At 59.7% G+C, this 24,588-nt stretch carries 25 protein-coding genes and 1 tRNA gene; 20 read left to right on the top strand and 6 right to left on the bottom strand.

Translation table 11 applies throughout. The annotated features are described in order from the left end of the window. The first annotated feature begins 116 nt into the window (after positions 1-116). The 8 genes from paaA (at position 117) to IU397_RS09595 (ending at position 4,815) form a co-directional block, all read left to right on the top strand. Complete coding sequence (paaA, locus tag IU397_RS09630) at positions 117-1,094, top strand: 1,2-phenylacetyl-CoA epoxidase subunit PaaA (RefSeq protein WP_204412837.1); 978 nt, start codon at positions 117-119, stop codon at positions 1,092-1,094. Beyond that, positions 1,091-1,567 carry a DUF3291 domain-containing protein gene (locus tag IU397_RS09625; RefSeq protein ID WP_204412835.1) on the top strand — a complete coding sequence of 159 codons (477 nt, stop codon included), beginning with the start codon at positions 1,091-1,093 and terminating at the stop codon, positions 1,565-1,567. Before paaA ends, IU397_RS09625 begins: the two co-directional genes overlap by 4 nt. Before the next feature lie 10 nt (positions 1,568-1,577). After that, positions 1,578-1,871 (top strand): 1,2-phenylacetyl-CoA epoxidase subunit PaaB, encoded by a 294-nt coding sequence (paaB, locus tag IU397_RS09620; RefSeq protein ID WP_204412833.1) that lies wholly within the window; start codon positions 1,578-1,580, stop codon positions 1,869-1,871. After that, entirely contained in the window at positions 1,871-2,626 is a 756-nt protein-coding gene (gene paaC / locus IU397_RS09615) for a 1,2-phenylacetyl-CoA epoxidase subunit PaaC (protein WP_204412831.1), read from the top strand. Before paaB ends, paaC begins: the two co-directional genes overlap by 1 nt. Beyond that, positions 2,620-3,102, top strand: a complete 483-nt coding sequence (gene paaD / locus IU397_RS09610) for a 1,2-phenylacetyl-CoA epoxidase subunit PaaD (protein WP_370541647.1) — start codon at positions 2,620-2,622, stop codon at positions 3,100-3,102. Before paaC ends, paaD begins: the two co-directional genes overlap by 7 nt. An 11-nt stretch (positions 3,103-3,113) precedes the next feature. Next, a complete protein-coding gene (locus IU397_RS09605) occupies positions 3,114-3,470 on the top strand; it encodes a nuclear transport factor 2 family protein (protein ID WP_204412824.1) in 357 nt (118 codons plus the stop codon). Positions 3,471-3,485: 15 nt separating this feature from the next. Then, complete coding sequence (locus tag IU397_RS09600) at positions 3,486-4,562, top strand: 2Fe-2S iron-sulfur cluster-binding protein (protein ID WP_204412823.1); 1,077 nt, start codon at positions 3,486-3,488, stop codon at positions 4,560-4,562. Positions 4,563-4,740: 178 nt separating this feature from the next. Beyond that, positions 4,741-4,815 (top strand) — tRNA-Val (locus IU397_RS09595). Between the two features lie 23 nt (positions 4,816-4,838). Here IU397_RS09595 and IU397_RS09590 read toward each other — a convergent pair. Together IU397_RS09590 and hpt are read right to left on the bottom strand one after the other, a co-directional pair. Beyond that, positions 4,839-6,494 carry a leucine-rich repeat domain-containing protein gene (locus IU397_RS09590; RefSeq protein WP_204412822.1) on the bottom strand — a complete coding sequence of 552 codons (1,656 nt, stop codon included), beginning with the start codon at positions 6,492-6,494 and terminating at the stop codon, positions 4,839-4,841. A 114-nt stretch (positions 6,495-6,608) separates the two neighbouring features. Then, positions 6,609-7,160: a hypoxanthine phosphoribosyltransferase gene (gene hpt / locus IU397_RS09585; protein ID WP_204412821.1), complete on the bottom strand. Its 552-nt coding sequence runs from the start codon at positions 7,158-7,160 to the stop codon at positions 6,609-6,611. 66 nt (positions 7,161-7,226) lie between these two features. Between hpt and IU397_RS09580 the strand changes: the two genes are divergently transcribed. After that, complete coding sequence (locus IU397_RS09580) at positions 7,227-7,670, top strand: type II toxin-antitoxin system RatA family toxin (RefSeq protein WP_204412820.1); 444 nt, start codon at positions 7,227-7,229, stop codon at positions 7,668-7,670. Next, positions 7,667-8,953, top strand: coding sequence for an MmgE/PrpD family protein (locus tag IU397_RS09575; protein ID WP_204412819.1), 1,287 nt, complete (start codon positions 7,667-7,669; stop codon positions 8,951-8,953). Before IU397_RS09580 ends, IU397_RS09575 begins: the two co-directional genes overlap by 4 nt. On the opposite strand, the gene IU397_RS09570 is transcribed toward IU397_RS09575, so the two are convergent. From IU397_RS09570 to IU397_RS09560, 3 genes are read right to left on the bottom strand one after another with little or no spacing between them, the layout of a single operon-like run. After that, the gene (locus IU397_RS09570) at positions 8,950-9,426 is read right to left on the bottom strand and encodes a CinA family protein (protein ID WP_204412818.1); all 477 of its coding nucleotides are present in this window, start codon (positions 9,424-9,426) and stop codon (positions 8,950-8,952) included. The two genes, IU397_RS09575 and IU397_RS09570, sit on opposite strands and share 4 nt — an antisense overlap. 3 nt (positions 9,427-9,429) lie before the next feature. Further along, positions 9,430-9,915 (bottom strand): phosphatidylglycerophosphatase A, encoded by a 486-nt coding sequence (locus IU397_RS09565; RefSeq protein WP_204412817.1) that lies wholly within the window; start codon positions 9,913-9,915, stop codon positions 9,430-9,432. Then, the gene (locus tag IU397_RS09560; protein WP_204412815.1) at positions 9,912-11,060 is read right to left on the bottom strand and encodes a bifunctional 2-C-methyl-D-erythritol 4-phosphate cytidylyltransferase/2-C-methyl-D-erythritol 2,4-cyclodiphosphate synthase; all 1,149 of its coding nucleotides are present in this window, start codon (positions 11,058-11,060) and stop codon (positions 9,912-9,914) included. The genes IU397_RS09565 and IU397_RS09560 overlap by 4 nt, the downstream gene beginning before the upstream one ends. A 188-nt stretch (positions 11,061-11,248) precedes the next feature. Here IU397_RS09560 and dusB point away from each other — a divergent pair, with 188 nt between their 5' ends. From dusB to IU397_RS09510, 10 genes are all read left to right on the top strand, one after another. Further along, on the top strand, positions 11,249-12,232 hold the full coding sequence (gene dusB, locus IU397_RS09555) for a tRNA dihydrouridine synthase DusB (protein ID WP_204412813.1): 984 nt from the start codon (positions 11,249-11,251) through the stop codon (positions 12,230-12,232). After that, positions 12,229-13,329, top strand: a complete 1,101-nt coding sequence (locus tag IU397_RS09550) for an ATP-binding protein (RefSeq protein WP_204412811.1) — start codon at positions 12,229-12,231, stop codon at positions 13,327-13,329. The genes dusB and IU397_RS09550 overlap by 4 nt, the downstream gene beginning before the upstream one ends. Continuing rightward, positions 13,329-14,702, top strand: a complete 1,374-nt coding sequence (locus IU397_RS09545; protein WP_204412809.1) for a response regulator — start codon at positions 13,329-13,331, stop codon at positions 14,700-14,702. The genes IU397_RS09550 and IU397_RS09545 overlap by 1 nt, the downstream gene beginning before the upstream one ends. Before the next feature lie 87 nt (positions 14,703-14,789). After that, positions 14,790-17,039, top strand: coding sequence for a PAS domain-containing sensor histidine kinase (locus IU397_RS09540; RefSeq protein WP_204412807.1), 2,250 nt, complete (start codon positions 14,790-14,792; stop codon positions 17,037-17,039). Positions 17,040-17,057: 18 nt separating this feature from the next. Further along, positions 17,058-18,479, top strand: a complete 1,422-nt coding sequence (locus tag IU397_RS09535; RefSeq protein WP_204412805.1) for a sigma-54 dependent transcriptional regulator — start codon at positions 17,058-17,060, stop codon at positions 18,477-18,479. 93 nt (positions 18,480-18,572) lie between these two features. Next, the gene (gene trkA, locus IU397_RS09530; protein WP_204412803.1) at positions 18,573-19,949 is read left to right on the top strand and encodes a Trk system potassium transporter TrkA; all 1,377 of its coding nucleotides are present in this window, start codon (positions 18,573-18,575) and stop codon (positions 19,947-19,949) included. A gap of 3 nt (positions 19,950-19,952) precedes the next feature. Then, a complete protein-coding gene (locus tag IU397_RS09525) occupies positions 19,953-21,473 on the top strand; it encodes a TrkH family potassium uptake protein (protein ID WP_204412801.1) in 1,521 nt (506 codons plus the stop codon). Positions 21,474-21,634: 161 nt separating this feature from the next. Further along, on the top strand, positions 21,635-21,868 hold the full coding sequence (gene hfq / locus IU397_RS09520) for an RNA chaperone Hfq (protein WP_037206760.1): 234 nt from the start codon (positions 21,635-21,637) through the stop codon (positions 21,866-21,868). Further along, positions 21,868-23,160 carry a GTPase HflX gene (gene hflX, locus IU397_RS09515; RefSeq protein WP_204413323.1) on the top strand — a complete coding sequence of 431 codons (1,293 nt, stop codon included), beginning with the start codon at positions 21,868-21,870 and terminating at the stop codon, positions 23,158-23,160. Before hfq ends, hflX begins: the two co-directional genes overlap by 1 nt. Positions 23,161-23,344: 184 nt before the next feature. Then, complete coding sequence (locus tag IU397_RS09510; protein ID WP_204412799.1) at positions 23,345-24,355, top strand: IS30 family transposase; 1,011 nt, start codon at positions 23,345-23,347, stop codon at positions 24,353-24,355. A 73-nt stretch (positions 24,356-24,428) separates the two neighbouring features. Here the strand turns inward: IU397_RS09510 and IU397_RS09505 are convergent. Then, the coding region (locus tag IU397_RS09505) for an ATP-binding protein (protein WP_204413315.1) at positions 24,429-24,588 on the bottom strand (160 nt) is incomplete at its 5' end.

Raw genomic sequence — 24,588 nt, 5'->3', positions numbered from 1 at the left:
GTTACGAATTTCTGTTAACCTTTAATTTTCTGTAACATCTCTATTGGTGGCGGACGCCTCCGATGGTATCGTTGATTCAAGTTGGCTTGAAACCTGTGCAACGAAGGATCCGACCGATGTATGCTCAGATGGTGAAATCCGAGGCGAGTGAAGAAGACCCCGCACAGCTCCAGTCGTTCCAAGATAGGATCGATGCGGGCGAAAAGATTGAGCCCAAGGACTGGATGCCTGCAGGGTATCGCAAGACACTGATCCGCCAGATTGGTCAGCACGCGCATTCGGAGATTGTGGGCCAATTGCCCGAAGGCAACTGGATCACCCGCGCGCCGTCGCTGGAACGCAAGGCGATCCTGCTGGCCAAGGTCCAGGATGAGGCGGGCCATGGCCTGTACCTTTATTGTGCCGCTGAAACGCTGGGCGTGACCCGTGATGAGCTGACGGAAATGTTGCTGGATGGCCGCATGAAATACAGCTCTATCTTCAACTACCCGACGCTAACCTGGGCTGACATGGGCGCGGTGGGCTGGCTTGTCGACGGCGCGGCGATCATGAACCAGGTGCCGTTGCAGCGCACCTCCTTTGGCCCCTATGCGCGGGCCATGGTCCGCATCTGCAAGGAGGAATCGTTCCATCAGCGGCAGGGTTTCGACATCATGATGAAGATGTGCCAGGGCACGGATGCCCAGAAACACATGGCCCAGGATGCATTGAACCGGTTCTGGGGCCCCTCGCTGATGATGTTTGGCCCGTCGGACAAGGACTCGGTTCACTCCGCCCAATCCATGCGGTGGAAGATCAAGATGAACACCAACGACGAGCTGCGCCAGGAATTCGTCGACCAGACCGTGCCGCAGGCGGAATATCTGGGCCTGACCGTGCCCGACCCGGATCTGACCTGGAATGAAGACAAGGGCGGCTATGACTTCACCGAACCCGACTGGTCTGAATTCTATGATGTGCTCAAGGGCAATGGCCCTTGCAATGCCGAACGGCTGGGGGCCCGCAACAAGGCCTGGGATGATGGTGCCTGGGTCCGCGATGCCCTGTCAGCCCATGCCGCGAAAAGAAAAGCCGCAAAAGTCGCCGCCCAATGACCAAGATGCACCTGGCAGAGATCAATATCGCCCATCTGACCCATGATATTGACCACCCGGCTGTGGCCGATTTCGCTGATAACCTTGGCCGAATCAATGGTCTGGCCCAACGGATGCCGGGCTTTGTCTGGCGTCATGTTGACGATACGGGCAACGCCACCGACACGCGCATCGACGCTGATCCGCGCCTGATTGTAAATCTTTCCGTCTGGGAGGATGTGGCTGTGCTGGAGACCTTTGTCTGGGGCACCGCCCATGTGCAGTTTTATCGCCGTCGGGCCGAATGGTTTCGGGCCATGGAGAGAATGGCCTTTGCGATGTGGTGGGTCCCGGTGGGCCATCGCCCGACTGTCGTCGAAGCCACCGATCGGCTCGCCCATCTGCAGATCCATGGCGATACGGAACATGCCTTTGGCTGGTCGCACCTAGCGGCTGCCACGAAATGGCGTGATGCCCGTTGTGAACCGGCCTGAAGGGGAGAGCATGACCAACACGAAACCGGAATGGCCCCTTTGGGAAGTGTTCATCCGCGGCCAACACGGCATGAGCCACCGCCATGTCGGCTCGCTTCACGCCGCCGATGAAAGGATGGCGATCCTGAATGCGCGTGATGTCTATACACGCCGCAATGAAGGTGTCTCGATCTGGGTGGTCGAGGCGCAGCATATCGCGGCCTCCTCACCCGAGGAAAAAGGCCCGCTCTATGAACCTGCCAATTCCAAGGTCTACCGCCATCCCACCTTTTTCGACATCCCCGATGATGTGGGCGCGATGTGATGCAGGGCGCACTGTTTGATTACCTTTTGCGCCAGGGGGATACCGCGCTGATCCTGGGCCACCGCCTGTCGGAATGGTGCGGGGTCGCCCCAGCCCTGGAAGAAGACATCGCCATGGCCAACACGGCGCTTGACCTGATTGGCCAGACCCAGATGTGGCTGGGCTATGCGGCCGAGGTTGACGGGCAGGGGCGCACCGCCGACGACCTAGCCTTTCGCCGCGATGTCTGGGACTTTCGCAATCTGCTGCTGGTCGAACAGACCAATGGCGATTTCGGCAAGACCGTCATGCGGCAGTTTCTGTTCGATGCATTTGATGTGGCGAACTTGACCGCCCTGCAGGGTTCCACCGATCCGCGCATCGCCGAGATTGCCGCCAAATCCGTGAAGGAAGCGCAATATCATCTGGAACGTTCGCGCGAAACGGTGATCGCCTTGGGTGACGGGACGGCGCAAAGCAACGCCCGGATGCAGGCTGCGCTGGACCTGCTCTGGTCCTTTACGGGGGAGATGTTTGCGATGGATGATGTCGACCACACCCTGGCGCAAGACGGCACCGTACCCGATCTGGCCCAGCTTCAGCCTGGATGGACCAGGACGGTCAACGCGGTGTTTACCGAGGCGATGCTGACCCCGCCCGAAAGCAGCCATGCCCAGTTGGGCGGCAAGACGGGCGCGCGGCATTCCGAACATCTGGGACATATGCTGGCCACAATGCAATTTCTGCCCCGCGCTTACCCGGATGCGCGATGGTGACCGACGCAACGACAATGTCGCGGGCATCGGTTGCCCAGATCTGGGAGTGGCTGGACGCTGTGCCCGACCCGGAAATTCCGGTGATTTCCGTCGTAGACCTTGGCATTGTCCGGGATGTCACGTGGCACGGCGATGTGCTGCAGGTCGCAATGACGCCCACCTATTCGGGCTGCCCGGCAACGTCGGTCATTGCGATGGATATCGAAACCGCCTTGCGGGACCACGGCATTGACCGGATCACGATCCAGACCAAGCTGGCCCCCGCCTGGACAACCGACTGGCTGTCGGACAAGGGGCGCGCGCAGCTGGAAAAATACGGCATCGCTCCACCACGTGCAGCCGGTGGCCCCGGACATTGCCCGCATTGCCGTTCTGCGGATGTGGAACGGATCAGCCAGTTTGGCTCCACGCCCTGCAAGGCCCAGTGGCGGTGCCGCAGCTGCCTGGAACCCTTTGACTACTTCAAATGCATCTAAAGGGCCTCGTCATGAGCGATCACACCCACTCCCCCCGCGCCGTCGTGGAGGCCTATGTGACCGGCACCGCCGCCCGGGATGTCCCACTGCTCAAATCGATTTTCGATACGGGCGCCGTGATGTCCGGTTGGCTTGGCTCCGATCTTTTGGCCGCGGGACCTGAACCTTTCTATGCGGCCCTCGAAGCGAACGAAGTGGGCCGGGATTACACGGCCACCATCGTCTCTGTTGATGTTACCGACCGCATTGCTACCGCGGAGCTTGCGGAGACCAATCTGCTCGGTCTGTCCTTCACGAACCACTTTCATCTGGTCCAACAGGCCGACAGCACCTGGCGCATCACCGCCAAACTGTTCCGCCACTCCTGATCGGGTCACCGTACCATGGCGCGCTTTCATCCCCTCACCGTCACGCATCTGCACAAAACCATCCGGGATGCGGTGGTGGTCACGCTCAAACCCGATGACCCGGCCCTGTTCGCCTTCACCCAGGGCCAATATCTGACCTTCCGTCATACCTTTGACGGAACCGAACTGCGCCGCTCCTATTCGATCTGCGCCGGACGCGATGATGGTCGTCTCCAGGTCGGCATCAAAAAGGTGCAGGGCGGGGCATTCTCGACCTGGGCCAATACCGACCTCAAGATCGGCGATCGTCTTGAGGCGATGCCGCCCATGGGCCGCTTTCATACCCCGCTCGATCCGCAATCCGACCGGCACTACCTGGCCTTTGCCGGCGGCTCGGGCATCACACCGATCCTGTCGATCCTGCGCACCGTCCTAAAGCGTGAACCCAATGCGCGGTTCACGCTCGTCTACGCCAACCGCGCGGTTAACACGATCATGTTTCGGGAGGAGCTGGAGGATCTCAAGAACCACCACATGGACCGGATCAACATCATCCACGTGCTGGAACAGGACGCGCAGGAGATTGACCTTTTCACCGGTCGAGTGGATGCGGAAAAATGCGCGCTGCTCTTCCGGCACTGGGTCAATATCAGCAGCATTGACACCGCGTTCATCTGCGGCCCCGAACCCATGATGCTGGCCATTGCAGGTACCCTCAGGGATCACGGCCTGCAAGAGGATCAGATCAAGTTCGAACTGTTCTCCAGCGCACAGCCCGGGCGCGTGCCGCAAACCGTTTCGGCCATGGCGGAGGACAGCGCCCCCAGCCTCACACAGGCGCGGGTCGTGCTCGGCGGGGAAAGCCGCAGTTTCGAGACGGGCAAAGACGTCTCCCTCCTGGATGCCGCCTTGCGCAATCAGGTCGAGGCCCCCTATGCCTGCCGCGCCGGGGTCTGCTCCACCTGCCGCTGCCGCATCGTCGAAGGCGACGTCCAGATGATCGCCAACCACGCCCTCGAAGACGGAGAGGTCGCTCAAGGTTATGTCCTATCCTGCCAATCCTATCCGATCACGGACCGGGTGGTGTTCGATTACGACGCGGCGGGCCACTGAACGCCCGCACTGAAACAAACCATAGTGATATCAAGATTGCCCTGAGCATGACATGCGTGAACGTCACAGCGCGACAACGATGTCTGCCGTGCTCACTGCCAGATCCGTGACATGGCGCTTGCCCCAAACGGACAAACCCCTTGCAGCCCCCGCACCAAGCCGCTATTTCCGCCTGCACGGGTGATTAGCTCAGTGGTAGAGCGCTTCGTTCACATCGAAGATGTCAGGAGTTCAAATCTCTTATCACCCACCACCGCCCCATCCGATAACTCGGGGCTATGGTCGGATATGTTGCGCTCCTACCGATAACTCACGAGCTCTCATGAGGATGGGCGTGATCCAAACCTGAAAAGCCTGCCCCCAACCCGGTGCCAATGCATTGATCGTATAGTAATTCTTGGCCAACCACTGCATGGACGCGATGGAAATTGGCTCCATCGGGCCTGCGAGAAAACCACTTGCAAAGACCAACCCGACGGTGATGACGGTATTGCGGTTCAAGAATGATTGGCCAGCCCTCAACCGTGCTGGCTCTTGTTCCCGTGCGGCCCCCCGAAGGAAGAGGTCGCTGTAGGATTTGATAACCTCACCGTATAGCGGATCGTCCAAAATTGCGCGTGACAACACATCATTCTCTTGCAGCGCTTTCAGAGCAGTCGGAAGATCCAGATAGCGGCCACGACGGGCCTCGAACCGTTCGACTTCCGCGTTGTCCATCGTCAAGCCCGGTCCGACGAGACCGACCCGATCCAAAGCACTTACAACATCGGGCTCAAAAACGTCCTCCCCGGTGCGTTCATCCCGACGGTCAAAGATACCGCGCAGCTCTTCCAGTTCGAAATGGACCTCCAGAAGGTCAATCTCGCTCAAGTCTCCCAAGATATGATCGCGCAGGCTGGTACAGGGATCGTAGAGATCAGGATGTCGGTTCCCAGCACGCACGAGCTGATTCACGGCGGTCCGAAGACGCTCCAACGCCTTTTGCCTTACCAAGTCATTCAACTTGGCTTCACTGACGACAGCGCGCTCGACATCGACCGAGGTTTCAGTGGCGATCACACGTGGCGCCGCTTCCTGCTCGGGCGAATTCAGACTAATCGGCGGAAAGTCAGCTTCTGTCTCCACCGGCGGCCAGTTCTCCCCAGTCTCCCGTAAATACGCTAAGGTCTGCTGCGTCCGTTCGGTGTCGTTTACGATTTCGGACAACTCACGGAGTTTAGGATCGATTTTCGTGGCGGTACATTCAGCGAAGATGAGCGTGGTATTCGCGAAAGCGGACCTTTCCGAGAACTCTCCAATTTCGAGCATAGGACGAAGATCTGAAACAGAGGTGTCGGCGATGTCCAGGTAGTTAAGATTCTCTAGGGCGACCAAGGGCTGGAGGCTGTCTAGATTTGTCCGTGCGGCGTGCAAAAGCTGCAGTTTTTTGAGCCTTTCAAGACAGCCCAAATTCTGCTTACCAGCGTCTCGGCTAATGCTCAAATCTAAGTTCTGTGTCCCACGCAAATTTAGGTCTATTAGCTCAACTAGGTCTTGGATTGGTTCCAACGTCGTTACTTTGGTATCTTCGAAGAACAGTCCAGTCAGCTTTGGCATCTGCCGCACAATGCCGATGTCGCTCACCAAGGTTTTATTGAGGTCCAAACTCGTCATGGAAATCATTTGTGACAGTGGCGAGACGTCGGAGATCGGCGAGCCGTGCAAGCAGAGCGCTTCAAGTTGTGTCGCACCCGACAAAGGTGACAAGTCAGTGACGCGGGTTCGCGACAAATGCAGGTCCTTCATATCTTTCAATTCCACGATCCGAGGAGGAATCTTTTCTAAGTCGGGAGTATCAATTCCGTCATCACCAAGAATAAGCCAGTCGCCTGCTGCAATAGCGTGTTCGATGATGTTTTCAGCGACTAAGTAAGCCTCTTCTGCCGCGCTCATTCGTTCACCTCCGCGCGGTGTGTTAACCGGCAACGGCGGCGCCAATCGTATGCATGAAATGTGCATGCTTTGTGCATTGATTGTGCCCAGCAAAAATACAGTCCGCTCAATGCATTAACCCTGATTCTCGTCGGTGAAGCGCACCTTGCCGATAAACGGTAGATTTCGGTTCCGTTGGGCATAATCGATGCCGTAGCCTACCACGAATTCGTCGGGGATCTCGAACCCCGTCCAGTCGGCTTTGAAATCGACCTCGCGGCGGATGGGTTTGTCTAGCAGGGCCACCGTTTCAAGCTGCCGGGGTTCCCGGGCGCGCAGCAATTGCACCACGTGGTTCAGGGTATGGCCGGTATCAACGATATCTTCCACGACCAGCACATCGCGCCCGCCGATCTTGCCGCGTAAGTCCTTGAGAATGCGCACTTCCCGGCTGCTTTCCATCCCGTCACCATAGCTGCTGGCCTCCAGGAAATCGACCTCCACCGGCAGGTCCAATTCACGCACCAGATCGGCGATGAACACGAACGAGCCGCGCAACAGCCCCACCACAACCAGCTTGTCGGTGCCGGCAAATTCGGCCTCGATCTCACGCGCCAGTCCTTCGATCCGGGCGGCAATCGCCTTGGCCGAGATCATTTGATCGATGACATAGGGTCGCTGCCCCATAAATTCCTCCATCTTCTGCCTTATATCCGCTAAGACACGCGACCAAACCAACATAAAATACGATTCATGCCCAGCCATTCTGAAACCAAGCAACTGCCCTACACCCCAGATCAGATGTACGATCTTGTCGCCGATGTGGGCTCCTATCCGCAGTTCCTGCCATGGTGTGCTGCGGCCCGGATCCGGGCGCGTAAGGATAACGGTATACAGGAGGTGATGGATGCCGATTTGGTCATATCTTTCAAGGTGTTCCGCGAACGGTTCGGCAGCCGCGTCACCCTGTGGAATGACCGCAGCCGCATCGACAGCGAATATATCGACGGACCGTTTCGGCACATGAATTCCTCGTGGTTCTTTGCGCCCTCTGACCGGGGATGCGAGGTTCGGTTCGATGTCGATTTCGAGTTCAAGAATGCGCTGTTGCAGGGGGCCGCGGGGCTGTTCTTTAACGATGCCATGCAGCGGGTCGTGCGCGCCTTTGAACGTCGCGCGCAGGAGCTTTACGGGTGAGCGTTGCCGCCCGGCTGGCCAGTTTCGCTTCCACCGCAACGCCTTCGGAATCTGCCCTGCAGATCATGCGGTTATCGCTGTTCGATTGGGCGGCTGTGGCAATCGCTGGTCGGGAGGAGCCTGTCGCGCGGATCCTGCGGGATGTTGAAGGCAGCTCGGGGGGCCCCGCTGATGCCAGCGTCGTCGGTGTGACTGGCAAGCAACCAGCCAAAATCGCGGCCTTAATCAATGGCGCGACCTCCCACTCGCTGGATTATGATGACACTCATTTTGATCATATCGGCCATCCATCGGTTGCTGTGATCCCCGCCGCCTTGGCCCTTGCTGAGAAGACACAGGCGACTGGCCCCGATCTGCTGGAGGCTGCGCTGATCGGGGCTGAGGCGTCTGTTGCCGCCGGGGTCTGGCTGGGGCGATCGCATTACCAGGCAGGCTTCCACCAGACGGCCACGGCGGGGGCATTCGGTGCCACCATTGCAGCCGCTAAGCTGCTTTATTTGAACGCAAAACAGATCGAGCATGCCTTGGCACTTGTCAGCACTCGCGCCTCTGGCCTGAAGGCGCAATTTGGGACAATGGGCAAGCCGCTTAATGCTGGAATTGCCTCCAGTAACGGGGTGGAGGCCGCCCTGCTGGCTGCGGCTGGGATGACTTCTGACCCAGCCGCGCTGGATGGCTCCCAGGGTTTTGCCGAAACCCATGCGGGGATGGCAGATACGACGGCGTTTGATGGGCTGGGCGATGATTGGCGAATGGAAAGGGTCAGCTATAAGTTCCACGCCTGCTGCCACGGTTTACATGCGATGCTCGAGGCAGTGCGGGACGTGCAGGTCGACCCTTCGGCAATCCGCAAAGTTGTGATCCATACCCATCCCCGGTGGCTGACCGTGTGCAATCAGCCCGCGCCGCAAACAGGTTTGGAGGCGAAATTCTCGTTCCGTTTCGTGGTCGCCCTGGCGCTTTATGACCACGATACGGGGGCGTTAGAAACCTACAGCGACCATATCTGTCGCGATCCTGATCTGGTCCGATTACGCGATAAAGTTACGGTGCAAGAGGATGCCAGCTTGACGGAGGTGCAGGCACGGGTCGAGCTGACCTTTGATAATGAAAGCAGTGTCTTAAACGGTGATCTTGATCAGAACCTGATGATCGCTGAAAAGAAAGATCGCCTGCGCCACAAGGCTCAATCGCTGTTTGGCCCAGACTTGGCCGAACACCTGCATCGGACGATCGAAGCCGGTGATGTTGACGGGCTTGCGGCGGTGTTGCGGGGGGCCTAGCCGTCCAATATCGCGGCGATCAACAAATCCAACGCCTGATCGACCGCGGCTTGTCGGACAGCTGTGCGGCCCGGGGCGCCGAAATCAAGCACCATGGTGGTTGGGTCTTTGCCGATTTGGGCGATGGCGAAACAAACCCGGCCCTCGGGCTTGAACTCTGACCCTCCAGGCCCGGCGATCCCGGTGACGGCAACAACCAGATCAGCATCGGAGCGGGCGAGGGCCCCCGCGGCCATCTCACCTGCAACCTCTTTGGACACCGCACCACACTCGGCCAGGGTTTGTTTGCGAACCCCAAGCACGGTCTCCTTGGCGGTGTTGGAATAGGTCACCAGACCCCGGTCGAAGATGGCGGAGGAGCCAGGTATCTCGGTAATGGCCGCCGCGATCAGCCCGCCTGTGCAGCTTTCAGCGGTCGCGATCTTTAGGCCGCGATCCCGGGCCAGGCCCAGAAGATGTGCGGCCTTGTCCATGGATCAGATCCCATGCGCCATGGCAGCGCTGACCGAAACAACCAAGGCGGCCATCAGACCGGCGATCACGTCGTCCAACATCACCCCCAGCGGCGTTTCCTGCCGGTCGGCCCAAGAAACCGGCCACGGTTTCCAGATGTCAAAGGCGCGGAAAAACAGGAACGCGCCCGCCCAACCAGGCCAGGGAAACATCCAAGGGTCCGATCCCATGGCCCACAGGCCCGCCGAGAGGGGCCAAAGCGCGATCCACTGACCCACCAGTTCATCAATCACAATTTCGGATGGGTCATGGTCGGTCTGGCCACGGGTGACCTGCGCCGTGGCCCACCAGCCCAGGAAAAATGCCAGAACGGTGGCAAAAGCCAGCAGAAGAAAGCCGCCCAGACCGTGCAATATCCACGCCATGGGAACAGCGGCCAGCGACCCCCATGTCCCCGGACCGGGCCGCAAGAGGCCGATATAACACAGGGTTGCGATGGCGCGGTTCATGGCGCGATCAGGGTTGTGGCGGCCATGGCGGCGATCCCTTCTTCGCGACCGGTAAAACCCAGCCGTTCGGACGTGGTGGCCTTGACGCTGATCCGGTCGGGGGCCAACCCCGTGATCTGGGCGATGGCCTGTTGCATCGCGGCGGCATGGGGGCCGATCTTGGGCCGTTCGCAGATCAACGTGCAATCAATGTTCGAGATCCGGTAGCCTTTTGAGGCCGCCAAATCGACGGCATGGCGTAGGAAGATATGGCTCTCCGCCCCTTTCCATTGCGGATCTGACGGGGGGAAATGGCGTCCGATATCACCTTCGGCCAAGGCGCCATAGATTGCATCCGTGATGGCATGCAGGCCGACATCGGCATCCGAATGACCTTGCAGCGCTCTGTCATGGGGCACCTCGACGCCGCACAGCCAGACGGCGGTACCGGGGCCAAAACGGTGCACGTCGTAACCCGTGCCGGTGCGAATATCCATCTGTCCTCCGCCGCGCAGGGCCAGCGCCCGGTCGAAATCCGGGGCATGGGTGATCTTTAGATTTGCTTCGTCCCCCGCGACGATGGCGACGTCAAGACCGGCGGCAAGGGCGACCTCCACGTCGTCGGCAGCCGCGCCCTGGTGGGATTGATGTGCCGCGATGATGGCGGCGCGGTCAAATCCCTGGGGTGTTTGCGCGCGCCACAGCCCGTCGCGTGGATGCGGTGCCAGGACGCGACCTTGACGGCCATGCCACAGCGCGTCGGTGACGGGCAGGGCAGGGGCGGCACCCGGATGGTCGGCCAGGGCATCGATCACGCGGTCGATGACGTCCCGGTGGATCAGGGGGCGGGCCCCGTCATGGATCAGGACCTTGCCAATGGTTTCAGGCAGTGCCTGTAGGCCCGCGAGGACAGATTCACCGCGTGTTGCCCCACCGGGCACAAGGCTGATTTCCATGCCCAATAAGCGGGCAACCACGGCGTCATCCCCGGGCGGGATCACGGCCACGATCTGATCAACCCGGGGATGATTGCGGAATGCATCGACTGTGCGGCGCAGTACCGGTTGCCCCCCAAGATCCTGATATTGTTTGGGAACAGGGCCACCAGCCCGGGTACCACGCCCGGCGGCAACAATGATGGCAGCGATCAAAGACGTGTCTGGCATGGTCAGGCTCATATCGGGCCCGTTTGGTGTAAGACCTGCCATCGGGGAGGGCAATGGGTGCGGTTTTCGCAGTCACCTTGCATAGAAATTAAGCGAATGCTGTTTGAGAGGCGGAAAGGTAAGTTGCCCCCTTGGCATCCCGGCAATGTGCCGTGATACCACAGGATATGCGCTCAACGATTAAGCACATGCCGATTTCAGGGGCAGGCCTAGACCTTTCACCGCCTGTTTTGCTGGCACCCCTTGCCGGGATCACTGATTTGCCCTTTCGTCAGTTGGTCAGCCGGTTTGGCGTCGGGCTGGTTGTGAGCGAGATGGTGGCGAGCCAAGAGATGGTGCAGGCCAAGCCCGGTGTCCGCGAACGGGCCGAGTTGGGATTGGACACGGCCCGCACCGCCGTCCAACTGGCCGGGCGTGATGCATATTGGATGGCGGAGGCCGCGCGGATGGTCACCGATCAAGGTGCCCGCCAAATCGACATCAATATGGGCTGCCCCGCCAAGAAGGTGACGAACGGCCTGTCCGGGTCCGCCTTGATGCGCGATCTGGACCATGCCTTGACCCTGATTGAAGCCGTGGTGGGCGCGACCAACGTACCCGTGACGCTGAAAACCCGGCTGGGCTGGGATGATGATTGCCTGAACGCCGCCGATCTGGCGCAACGGGCCGAGGCGGCTGGCATTCGGATGATCGTCATCCACGGTCGTACCCGCTGTCAGTTCTACAACGGTCGCGCCAATTGGGCTGCCATCGCGGGTGTCAAGGCGGCGGTTAAGATCCCGGTGATCGCCAATGGGGATATCGTCGATGCCGCCACGGCGCGGGCTGCCCTTGCAGCGTCGGGCGCGGATGGGGTGATGATCGGGCGTGGTGCGCAGGGCAAGCCCTGGGTGCTGGCCCAGGTCGCGGCGGAACTGTTTGACACCCCGGCGCCGACCCCGCCGACCGGTGCAGCCCTTGGGGCGCTTGTCGCGGAGCATTATGAGGCGATGCTGCGCTTTTACGGCGCCGATCTGGGCGGCAAGGTCGCCCGCAAGCATCTGGGCTGGTACATGGATCAGATCGTGACACCCGCGACGCTGCGGCGCGAAGTACTGACCCAGCGGGATCCCCAACGGGTGCTGACCCAGATTACCAGCGCCTTTGCCAATCACGCTCCGGTCGCCGCATGACGGCCATGTCGGATGCCATTTGGGCCGCGCTTCCGTCGCCTGCGCTTTTGGTGGATGTGTCTGATCGCATATTGGACATGAACCAGGCCGCAGAGGCGTTCCTCAACACCTCGCTCAGACACATGAAGGGTGCGCCGGTCGGGGATAAGTTGATGATCAATGCGCAGCTTGACGGCAGTTTTGCGCGGGTGCGCGATGCCCAGTCTCCGCTTGTTCTGAACGATGTCGATGTCGGCACCGGGGACCGCCCGCCTGCCATTTGCACCGTCCAGATTGCCCCGGTAACCGATGAGACCGGCGTCGTCCTGATCCTGATCACACCGCGCGAATTGGCGGGCCGCATCGGGCGGTCGGCCCAGGCGGAAACAGCCGCCAAATCGGCCATCGGCATGGCCGAGATGCTGGCGCATGAGATCAAGAACCCCCTGGCAGGGATTACCGGTGCCGCGCAATTGCTGAGCATGAACCTGGGTCCCGATGACCTGGAACTGACCGACCTGATCGTGGCGGAAAGCCGCCGCATCGTTAAGTTGTTAGAGCAGGTCGAACAGTTCGGAAATCTGCGCGAGCCCGAGCGACGGGAGGTCAATATCCATGACCTGCTGGACCGTGCGCGGAAATCGGCCATGGTCGGGTTCGCGGCCCATATGCGTATTGTCGAGGACTATGATCCCTCTCTCCCACCCACTTACGCGGATGGCGATCAGGTTCTGCAGATCCTATTGAATTTGCTCAAGAATGCGGCAGAGGCGACAGGCGGCGCGCCAGGTGTGATCCGCTTGCGCACATTCTATGATGCGTCGCTTCGGGTGCGCCGCGCGGATGGAAGCCGCGCCCGTGTTCCCCTGCAGGTTGAGGTCGTGGATGACGGGCCCGGTTTGCCGCCGGGCATTGCCAGCGATATCTTTGAACCCTTCGTATCGGGCCGGGAAAATGGTACCGGATTGGGGCTGGCCCTGGTGTCCAAAATCATCACCGATCACCATGGCTGGATCACAGTGGACAGTGTGCCCGGGCGCACGGTTTTTCGACTGTCACTACCCGTCGCGCCCAAGGGGGCGGCCACTGATATAAACACTGCCGAGGAGAGCACCTGATGGACGGAACAGTTCTGGTCGCAGATGATGATCGCACGATCCGAACCGTGTTGACCCAGGCCCTGACGCGGGCCGGGTGCAAGGTACATGCCACGTCCAGCCTGGTGACGCTGATGCGCTGGGTCGAGGAGGGCAAGGGGGATCTGGTGATCTCGGATGTCGTGATGCCTGACGGGAATGGGTTGGAAACCCTGCCCAAGATCACCGAAGAACGGCCAGGATTGCCGGTCATCGTGATCTCGGCCCAGAACACGATCATGACGGCCATCCAGGCGGCGGAGGCCGAAGCCTATGATTATCTGCCCAAACCCTTCGATCTGCCGGATCTGATGAAGCGGGCGGCCCGCGCGCTGGAGACCAAGCGGCGCGTGAACGTGGCCAAACGCATTGAGCCGGTGACCCCACGTGAAACCGACGATCTGCCACTTGTGGGGCGCACATCGGTCATGCAGGCGCTCTACCGGCTTGTGGCGCGGGTGATGAACACCGATCTGCCAGTCTTGATCACGGGCGAAAGCGGCACGGGCAAATCGCTGATTGCGCGGGCGATCCACGATTTTTCAGACCGGCGGACCTTGCCATTCGTGGTCGCCACGGCATCGGATCTGGAAGGGGTCGATGGGCCATCTTCTGTTGTTGCGCGGGCCAGGGGGGGATCGATCCTGTTCGATGAAGTTGGCGATCTGGATGCCGAAGCACAGGCGCGCATCGTGCGCATGCTCGACAGTTTCAGCGATACCGCCCCGCGCGTCATGGCTACAAGCCAAGGTGATCTGATGCACAAGATGGAGACGGGGCAGTTCCGGCAGGATCTGTTCTACCGCCTGGGCGGTGTGTCGATCACTGTGCCCAGCCTGCGCGAACGGGTGGATGACATCCCCCTGCTGGCGGAGCATTTCCTGGGCCGCTCCGACCGCGATGTGTCGGGCGGGCGCCGTTTTTCCTCTGGCGCCATGGACCTGATCCGCGCCTATAGCTGGCCTGGCAATGTCCGCCAGTTGGAAAACACGATCCGACGGCTTGTCGTGACATCCTCCGAGGAAGAGATCGGGCGCAAGGAAGTGGAGTTGGTGCTGGGCAACCAGCCAGAGATCGAACCCTTTGTCGGAGGCGGGGAGGGGGAGAAGTTATCCACCTCTGTCGCCAAGCATCTGCGCCGCCATTTCGACCTGCATGGCGGTGTGTTGCCGTCGCCGGGCCTGTACCAGCGGATCCTGCGGGAGGTGGAGATGCCCCTGATTGAAATTGCGCTGGACGCAACCGGTGGAAATCAGGCGAAATGTGCCGATTTGCTGGGCATCAACCGCAATACGCTCAGAAAGAAGATCACCGACCTCGATATTCGCGTGACACGGCGCCGCAAGTTGATGTAAAACCGCAACAGAGCCGTGGCATAGGGGCGACTGACCCCGCTAACGATCACGGTATTTGGCGGTAAGCCGTGCAGGCGGCACAAAATAATGAGGCGCGAGGTGGCAGGCCCCGCTAATTTTTTTCGTTGGAATAACCTGACGGCGTTGCGCCGTGAACGGCGCGTTCAAAATGCCGCAACGTTGGGTTTGGTCGCGTTAGGCCCGCTTTTGGCGGTTGCGACATTTTTGATCCTGGCGCCATGGGGGCAGGGGGTGCCGTCGACCTCTCCAGCCCTACGGCTGATCCTGCTGGCCGATCTCGTGTACATTCTGGCTGTTGCCGCCCTGGTCATGGTGCGGGTCGCACGCATGATTGCGGCGCGCCGGGCGAAATCAGCTGGATCAAAGTTGCATCTGCGGTTGACGGTCGTGTTTGTCGGGATCGCCTTTGTGCCCACGGTGCTGGTGGCGGTCTTTGCCGGGCTGACCATCAATGTTGGTCTCGAAGGGTGGTTCTCTGAACGGGTGCGCAACGTGCTCAGCAATTCGCTGGCCGCGGCCCAGGCCTACGAAGACGAACACCATATGGATCTGCGGGAGGATGCCGCCGCCCTTGCCAAATATCTGAATGCCGCACGGGTGTCGCAGCGGTTGATCTCGGAAAGTGAATTGCGGCTTGTTCTGGGGCGTGGTCAGTCGCAGATCCAGCGCGGCCTGCGGGAGGCGTTTGTCATCAATTCGGACGGGCGGATCCGCGCGCGGGGGGAGCGATCCTACCTCTTCGACTTCGAGATGCCGACACCCGAACAGATCGCCGCTGCGGAAAGTGGCACGCCGCTGATCATCGAGGATTGGGACAACAATGAATTCCGGGCGCTGATCCGGCTGAACGCCTATCCCGATCACTATCTGTATGTCAGTCGCGTGGTCGATGGGTCGATCCTGCAACTGCTGGACGAGACCCAGGAAACGGTTGGTCTCTACCAGCAATTGGAGAGCGACCGGGGGCGGATGCTGTTCGACTTTGGCCTGATTTATCTGGGCTTTGCCGTCATCTTGCTGCTTGCCGCCATCTGGGTCGGCTTGTGGTTTGCCGAACGTCTATCCCGCCCTGTGGGTCGGCTGGCGGGTGCCGCGCAACGTGTGGGCTCCGGTGATTTATCGGTGCGGGTGCGCGAGGAAAAGGGCGATGACGAGATCGCCATGCTGGGCCGGATCTTCAACCAGATGACGCGGCAATTGAAGGGCCAGCGCGATGCGCTGCTGGAAACCAATGCCCAGATCGAAGACCGCAGGCGGTTGTTTGACAGCGTTCTGTCCTCTGTCACGGCTGGCGTGATCGGGATCGACCCGGACGGGCAAGTGACATTTGCGAACCCGTCTGCCTTGCGACTTTTGGGGGCATCCTCCCTGACCGGACAATTGGCGGCAATTGCTCCGGAATTTGAGGTTCTATTTGACAAACTGCGCCACGGCACCCGGGAGACGGCCCAGGAAGAACTGCGCATGACGCGGGCCGGCAAGATGGAGAACTTTCTGGTGCGCATGGCCAAGCGCCGCAATGCCGAAGGTGGGCTAGAAGGATATGTGGTCGCTTTTGATGACGTGACCGAACTGGTCAGCGCCCAACGGATGGCGGCCTGGGGGGATGTTGCCCGAAGGATCGCCCATGAGATCAAGAACCCCCTGACGCCAATCAAACTGTCTGCCGAGCGGCTCCAGCGCAAATATGCTCGCCAGCTAGAACATGACAGCGAAACCTTTGTGAACATGACCGACGTGATTGTGCGTCAAACCAACGACTTGCGTCGCATTGTTGATGAATTTTCGAAATTCGCACGGATGCCGGAACCCAGCCGGGTCCCCAGCGATCTGACCGCCTTGGTGCGCGATGCGGTGGTTCTGCAAGAGCAATCGTTGGGTCCAACCCTGTCCTCGGATCTGCCGGATATGGCCGTGATTGCAGATCTGGACGAGACCATGATTGGGCAGGCCCTGACCAACCTGATTAAGAATGCCGGTGAAGCTATTGAAACCCTTCAGGAAAACGGCGCGCCGGAAAACTACATACCTGAGGTGCGGGTCGAGCTGACGGTGGCGGAACAGCATGCCACCCTTCGTATCATGGATAATGGTGTTGGGCTGCCCGCGAACCGGGCGCGGCTGTTTGAGCCCTATGTGACCACCCGGGACAAGGGGACGGGCCTGGGCCTGTCGATTGTCAAAAAGATTATCGAGGAACATGGCGGTACATTGGAATTAACCGATGCCCCGCTATTCGACGGCAATACTCACCACGGCGCGCTGGCCGAGATCACCCTGCCCAGGGCGATCCCGGTCCCACAGGCGGCTGAATAAAAAGAGGGAGAGCAGGAAATGGGCGACATACTGATTGTGGATGACGAACGGGATATCCGGGAGTTGATCGGCGATATCTTACGGGACGAAGGCTACCAGGTCCGGCTGGCCGGGAACTGTGATGATTGCATCGCTGCAGTCGAGGCGCAGCAACCGGCGCTGATGGTCCTCGATATTTGGTTGAAAGACAGCCATATGGACGGGATCGATATTCTGAAATCGGTCAAGCGGTCCCATCCAGATGTGCCGATCGTCATCATCTCGGGCCATGGCAATATCGAGATTGCAGTGGCCGCGATCAAGCAGGGCGCCTATGACTTCATCGAAAAGCCGTTCAATATCGACCAGTTGATGGTCGTCGTGCGCCGGGCGATGGAAACCTCTCGTCTGCGGCGCGAGAATACAGAACTGCGACGCAAGGATGTGTCGGCCAGCGATATGGTCGGATCAAGTCCGTCTTTCAAGGCCTTGAAATCCCAGTTGGAAAAGGTCACGAAATCCAACGGTCGCGTTATGCTGTCCGGACCTGCCGGTGCGGGTAAGGAAATCGCCGCACGCTATATCCATGCCGCCTCCAATCGGGCGTCAGCCCCGTTTGTCAGCGTCACCTCCGCCGCGATCGAACCGGACCGGATGGAAGAAGTGCTGTTTGGTCGCGAAAGCGCGGAACGTGGGGTTGAGCCCGGTTTGCTGGAAGAGGCCAACGGGGGCGTGCTCTATTTCGATGAAGTGGCCGACATGCCCCTCGGCACCCAATCCAAGATCTTGCGTGTTCTGGTGGATCAGCAGTTTACGCGGGTCGGAGGCGTGGACCGCGTCCGGGTCGATCTGCGTGTGATCTCTTCCACCAACAAGGATCTGGACCAAGAGATTCAGGACGGCAATTTCCGGCAGGAATTGTACCACCGCCTGAATGTCGTGCCGATCCGTGTGCCTGGTCTTGAAGAGCGCCGCGAGGATATCCCCGAACTGGCGCGCCATTTCATCGAGACGCTGAATGCGACCCAGGGCCTGCCGCTGCGCGAGCTGAGTGACGAGGCTGTGGCCCTTTTGCAAACCATGCATCTGCCTGGCAATGTCCGCCAATTGCGCAACATGGTCGAACGGGTATTGATACTGGGTGAAACGACCGGTCCCATCGGACCCAGTGAATTGCAAGGCGCCGAACATAGTGAACCGGATGAAGGGCGCGTTGTTTTATCGGGCGCCCTGGCCACCTTGCCCCTGCGCGAGGCCCGCGAGTTGTTCGAGCGGGAATATCTGCTGACCCAGATCAATCGGTTTGGCGGGAATATCAGCCGCACGGCAACCTTTGTCGGGATGGAGCGGTCGGCCTTGCACCGAAAACTAAAATCGCTGGGCGTTGTGACCTCTTCCAAGGCAGGGGCGCGCGTGGCCCATGTGGAGGAGCCCGTCGCCAAGGTCCACGCGGCCGAGTAAGATTGACCATAGCGGCGCAGTCTGCCATGGATTGCGCCGCGACCAGGTTCTGTCCCCGCGGGGACAGCGCCCAGAAACAGCCAGGGATGGCATATGAAAGTCATCATATGCGGGGCCGGGCAAGTCGGCTGGCAAATCGCCCGCCACCTGTCAGGCGAGCAGAACGATGTGACGGTGGTCGACAACAACGCCGATCTGGTACGTCGCGCCACCGATACGCTGGATGTGCAGGGCATTGCCGGCTTCGCCAGCTACCCCGATATTCTCGACAGGGCAGGGGCCCGCGACGCCGATATGGTGATTGCGGCAACCCATTCGGACGAGGTGAATATGGTCACCTGTCAGGTCGCGCATTCGGTGTTCAACGTACCACGCAAAATCGCCCGGCTGCGCAGCCAATCCTACCTGACCGCGATCTATTCGGACCTCTACCGCCGCGATCACATGCCCATTGACGTGGTCATCAGCCCCGAGCGAGAGGTGGCGGAGGCGGCCCTGCAACGTCTGGCAGCTCCAGCCGCTTTTGACACCGAAAGCTTCATGCAAGGCAAGGTTCAGCTTTTGGGCATCCAGTTGGATGACGATTGTCCGGTGCTGGACACGCCGCTGCGGCAATTGACCGATCTGTTTTCGACCCTCCGGGCCATTGTTGTTGGCGTCCGCAGGGACGGGACGCTATTCGCGCCCGAACCCCGGGATCAGCTTTTTGCCGGGGACCAGGTTTATATCATCGCGCAGATGTCGGATGTGAACCGCACACTTGAGATCTTTGGCAAAAGCACCCGCAAGCAAGAGCGCATCGTGATTGTCGGCGGCGGCAATGTGGGCCTGGGCGTGGCGCAGGCCCTGGAAGCCCGGGCAGAGCGCATCAGGGCCAAGGTGATCGAGCGGAACCGCCATTGCGCCGAACGGGCCGCCGATGCGCTGGAGCGGACCATCGTGCTGAACGGCGATGGCCTGGATATGGATCTGCTCAGTGAGGCGGGCATCGACCGGGCTGACGCCGTGCTGTGTGTGACGGATGATGACAAGGTGAACCTGCTGACGGCGGTGCGGGCTAAATCAGCGGGTGATCCGATGACCATTTGCCTGGTGAACGATCCCACCCTGGTGCCGCTTCTGGGGCCTTTGGACATTGACGCCTACATCAACCCGCGAGCCACCACCGTCAGTTCCATCCTGCGCCATATCCGCCATGGCCGGGTGAGGGGGGTCTATTCCATCGGCGATGCAGAGGCCGAAATCATCGAGGCGCAGGTTTTGTCGACCTCTCCCATTGCGGGCAAGCTGATCCGGGATGTCGATTTTCCCGAAGGCGTGTTGGTGGGCGCCATGATGCGCGGTGAAAAGGTGATCACGCCGGGCAGCGATACACGGGTGACCGAAGGCGACCTGGTGCTGATCTTTGCCCTGACGGATGATGTGCCGGAGGTGGAGCGGCTTTTGCAGGTCTCCATCGACTACTTCTAGGCCATGCGCCGCCTACTGGAGCTTCCGCTATTCGTGGTCCTGCTGGGAGGGATGGGTGCCCTGATGTTCATCCCCATGGGATTTGCGCTGTCGACGCGGGATTGGTTGCCGGCCCGCGTGTTTTTCTATTCCGGTTTCTTGACCCTCTTGTTGACTGGTCTGTTTGCTGCGGCGACGTTCAACCGGCCCGTGGTCAACCTGGCGCGCAGCCATTTGACCACCCTGATCGCCACATTCACGGTTCTGCCGGTTGTGCTGGCCGTTCCGTTTTATGAAAGCGTGCGAGACACGACTTTCCTGAATGCCTATGTTGAGATGGTGTCGAGCCTGACAACGACGGGCGCCACGCTTTTTGCCCCGGACCGGCTTAGCCCGGCGGTCCACCTGTGGCGGGCCATGGTCGGGTGGACTGGTGGATATTTCATGTGGGTCGCTGCGATTGCGATCCTTGCCCCTATGAGCCTCGGCGGGTTTGAGGTCACCTCGATCTCGGGCGTTGGTTCAGAGGTCAGCCAATACCAGCGCACGGCCTCCCGCCGGTCCGATGATGCCCGGCGCAGGTTGGCGAAATATGCATGGCGGTTCCTGCCAATCTATGGCGGGTTGACCTTGGTCCTGTGGCTCAGCCTGCTGATTGCCGGAGAGGCGCCGCTGGTCGCCATCAGCCACGCCATGTCGACGCTTGCCACCAGCGGGATCAGCCCTGTCGGTGGGCTGGACAATGCCAAGGCGGGGTTCATCGGGGAGGTCGCAATCTTTGCCTTTCTGGTCTTCGCCATCACGCGGCGCACGTTTGCCGCGGACTTCACGCCTGGCCGCGTGACGGGCCTGGAAAGCGACCCAGAGGCCCGGATCGGGATCTTTCTGGTTCTGATGGTGCCCACCATCCTGTTCCTGCGTCATTGGATCGGCGCCTATGAGGTGGATGAGGAGGCCGACCTGCGCGCGGCCATCCTGGCCTTCTGGGGTAGCACCTTCAGCGTTTTGTCCTTTCTGACGACCACCGGATTTGAATCTGCGGACTGGGATACGGCGCGGGCCTGGTCGGGATTGCGCACGCCGGGTGTGATCCTGCTAGGCCTCTCTCTGATCGGCGGCGGTGTTGCGACAACCGCGGGCGGGGTCAAACTGATGCGGGTTTACGCCCTTTACAAGCATGGCATCCGAGAGATCGAGCGCCTGGTTCACCCATCCTCCATGGGGGGCTCTGGCGTGTTGGCCCGGCGGATCCGGCGGCAGGGAGCCTATATCGCCTGGATCTTCTTTATGATGTTTGCCTTGTCCCTTGCGGTTGTCGCCTTGGCATTGACCGCGACGGGCCTGTCCTTTGAACACGCGATCGTGCTGTCTGTGGCTGCCCTGTCGACAACCGGACCTGTGGCCAGCGTCGCGCTTGAGGCGCCCATTGTCATCAATGCCATCCCGTCACCCGCCAAGCTGATCCTGGCCTTTGCAATGGTCGTGGGCCGGTTGGAAGCCTTGGCCATTATCGCCTTGCTGAACCCGGAATTCTGGCGGCGCTGAGGGGCGGTACTTTCTGCAACTGCAAAAAACGGGCTTAACCCAGGGTCATTTGGGCTGGAAACTTGTGAATGGGCGGACCATACTCAGGATTGTCAGTGAAGTTTCGGGTCTCGCTTGACCCACCTACAACAAAGATAACACACAAGAAAAAGGCTAATCCAATGGCTGCCGACAAGCAGAATTTGCAGGATGCATTTCTTAATCATGTTCGCAAAACCAAGGTTCCCGTCACCATTTTTCTGATCAATGGCGTGAAGCTGCAGGGTGTCATTACGTGGTTCGACAATTTCTGCGTTCTGCTGCGCCGCGACGGTCAGTCGCAGCTTGTGTACAAGCATGCGATCTCCACGATCATGCCGGCGCAACCCATCAATCTATACGATGGTGAAGAGTAATCGATACCGCTGACAGCCGTGATCGTCGCACCCGTTGCTATGTGATCCATCCTGACATTCAAGGCGCAGATCGCAAGCGTGCGCCCGAAAATGCACTGGCTGAGGCCGTGTCGCTGGCCCATGCGCTGCCGGATCTTGAACTGGTGGACGGGCAGGTCGTCACCCTGCGCGCGGTTCAGCCGTCGGCGCTGTTCGGGTCGGGCAAGCTGGATGAGTTGGACGCGCTGTTCAAGGCGCAGGAGGTTGAGCTGGTCGTCATCGACGGTCCGGTCACGCCCGTGCAGCAGCGCAATCTGGAACAGGCTTGGAAGGTCAAATGCCTTGACCGGACCGGGCTGATTCTTGAGATCTTTGCCGACCGCGCCCAGACCCGCGAAGGTGTGCTGCAGGTTGAGCTTGCCGCCTTGAGCTATCAACGCACGCGGTTGGTACGCGCCTGGACCCACCTGGAACGGCAGCGCGGCGGGTTGGGTTTTGTCGGCGGTCCGGGGGAAACCCAGATCGAGGCGGACCGCCGCGCCATCGATGAGGCGGTGACCCGGATCAAGCGCCAACTGGCCAAGGTGGTGAAAACACGCGCATTGCACCGTGCTGCCCGTGCAAAGGTGCCGTTGCCGATTGTGGCCTTGGTCGGCTATACCAATGCTGGCAAGTCCACCTTGTTTAACCGCCTGACAGGCGCCGATGTCTTTGCCCAGGATCTGCTTTTCGCAACGCTGGATCCGACCATGCGGGGCATAACGTTGAACACCGGTCAGCAGATCATCCTGTCAGACACTGTTGGGTTCATCAGCGATCTGCCGACCCAGTTGGTGGCTGCGTTCCGCGCAACCCTCGAAGAGGTTCTGGCCGCTGATCTGATCCTGCATGTTCGGGACATCGCGCATCCAGAAACCGAACAGCAAGCAGTGGATGTGGCTACGATCATGGCTGATCTCGGCGTGGCGGAGACGACGCCGCAATTCGAGGTCTGGAATAAGGTTGATCTGCTGCAACCGGACCGACGCGCCACAATCGGTGCCCAAGCCACCCGGCGCGATGACGTGCTGATACTGTCTGCGCAAACGGGCGAGGGTTTTGATCCATTGATCCAGACCGTCACCCAGGCGCTGGATGGTGTCCGCACAATTGAAGAGATCCATTTGCCATTCGAAGATGGCCGCGGGCGGGCATGGTTATATGATCAGGGTGTGGTTGACGGCGAAGAGCCCAGCGAGGACGGTGTGACACTCACAGTCAATTGGACGGCCAGACAGCGCCAAGCCTTCAACACACGTGATCAGCCAAGCTAAGCTGACATGAACAACACTAAACAACCTGTTTTTGAAAAGGCAGAAAACACAGACCTACGCTCTTATCTAGACTGGAAATATTTTACATAATTCCGATTACGCGCCGATCATAGTGTAGTCGGGTGGATTCACAAACGAAGTGCAAATTCTGTACGAATACAGAGAGCTGCATGGAGTATGAAGAATGGGAAGCCACTATTGTCACCTGAAACTGGATGAACGGCGCAAACTCGCAAAGTGGCTCGAAGCCAAGATGCCGATTTCCGAGATCGCGGATAGACTGGGACGTGACTCCTCCACGATCTACCGAGATATCGAGCGGAACCGATACACGGACACCGAATTGCCTGAGCTGAACGGCTACTATGCGCTGAATGCTCAGGACATGTATGAGGAGCGCCGCGCGATCCATCGCAAGATGATCGTGCATCCCGAACTGAAGGAAGCCATCGAAGATCGGCTTAAGGCTGGATGGTCGCCGGAACAGATCGCTGGACGCATGCGGCTGGAGCGTCATCCGATCCGCGTCAGCCATGAGACGATCTATCGCTTCGCCTATTCCAAAGACGGTCGCGATGAGCAGTTCTATCGCCACCTTCCCGAACATCGCAGACGCCGTAGGCCGCGTGGATATCGCAGGCACAACCGAACCCACATCTTCGATGTTCAAAGCTTGTCCCACAGGCCTGAAAGCGTTGCGGATCGCAAGGAGTTCGGCCATTGGGAGTGCGATCTGATGATGTTCCGCAAAGAGCATGGGAAGGTCAACGTGACGTCCCTGGTCGAGCGCATGAGCCGCTATGCTGTTGTGATGCGCAACGAAGATCGTCAGTCTAAACCGATCATGGAGGCGCTGATCAACGGCTTGGCTCCCCTACCCGCAGATGTACGCCAGTCGATCACCTTTGATCGCGGCACTGAGTTCTCAGCTTGGAAGCGCCTGAAGGATGGCATTGGCACAGACGCCTGGTTCTGCGATCCGCAAGCACCCTACCAGAAGGGTACAGTCGAGAACACGAACAACAGGCTGCGCCGATATCTCCCCAGATCAACGGAACCGACGGCGCTGACAAATCGATATTTGAGGTCGATTTGCCACCGCCTCAACTCAACGCCGCGCAAGTGCTTGGGCTACAAAACGCCCGCCGAGGTCTTCCAAACCAAGCTGATGGAAATCCAGAACCGATTGGAATAAAAAGACATATCAGGAACTGCACTTCAGCGTCAGTTCACAACCTTGTAGATTGTAAACTGAGTTGTGTTGAATGTCACTGAGAACTGTCATTGCCGGTTTCGAGGATATGACAGCGGTGTGTGAGCCGATCGAGGAGCGCTGTGGTCATCTTTGCGTCACCGAAGACCTGTGCCCATTCTGAGAAGCTGAGGTTGGTGGTGATGATGATGCTGGTGCGTTCATAGAGCTTGCTG

Origin of the sequence: Actibacterium sp. 188UL27-1 (genome assembly GCF_016901225.1) — a bacterium.
Lineage (GTDB): Bacteria > Pseudomonadota > Alphaproteobacteria > Rhodobacterales > Rhodobacteraceae > 188UL27-1.
Note: the sequence above shows the minus strand (reverse complement) of the source record. Positions and strands in the feature narration are given on the sequence as shown.